Source organism: Bacillus sp. JJ1127 (genome assembly GCF_036965845.1).
GTDB lineage: Bacteria > Bacillota > Bacilli > Bacillales > Bacillaceae_G > Bacillus_A.
In genome coordinates, this window is record NZ_JBALQK010000450.1 from 1930 (window position 1) to 2309 (window position 380).

At 27.9% G+C, this 380-nt stretch carries 1 protein-coding gene; it reads left to right on the forward strand.

Annotation, left to right across the window (positions count from 1 at the left end; genetic code table 11):
- Positions 1-380: hypothetical protein (locus V7183_RS25800; protein ID WP_335361316.1), on the forward strand; the 380-nt coding region annotated here is incomplete at both ends.

A 380-nucleotide genomic window follows, 5' to 3' on the forward strand; every position in this document is an offset into this window, starting at 1 on the left:
ATGTTCAACAAGAAGAAAATACGTATTTCTTGAAAAAAAACGCAAAGGATCGTATGGATTCTATATCTCAGCTATTTGACACAAATAAAGAAGAATTAGAATTGAAAAGACTAAATTCGTTAAAAATAAAATTAGAAACCGAGTACAGAAAGATTAATGAACCAAATGGTCTACTAACTCAAAAAAACAAATCATTACTTAATTTAACAACAGGTATCCTTGACGTAGATAAAGAAAAGCTTACACAAGTTGAATACTCTCAACTATTATCTAATAATTTGGAGATAAAGGAATGGGATAAAAAGGATATTTCAATTCAAAAAGAAACACGGAATCGTTTTCTGCAAGAACTTAGAGATATTTATAAATTAGTTAGAGAC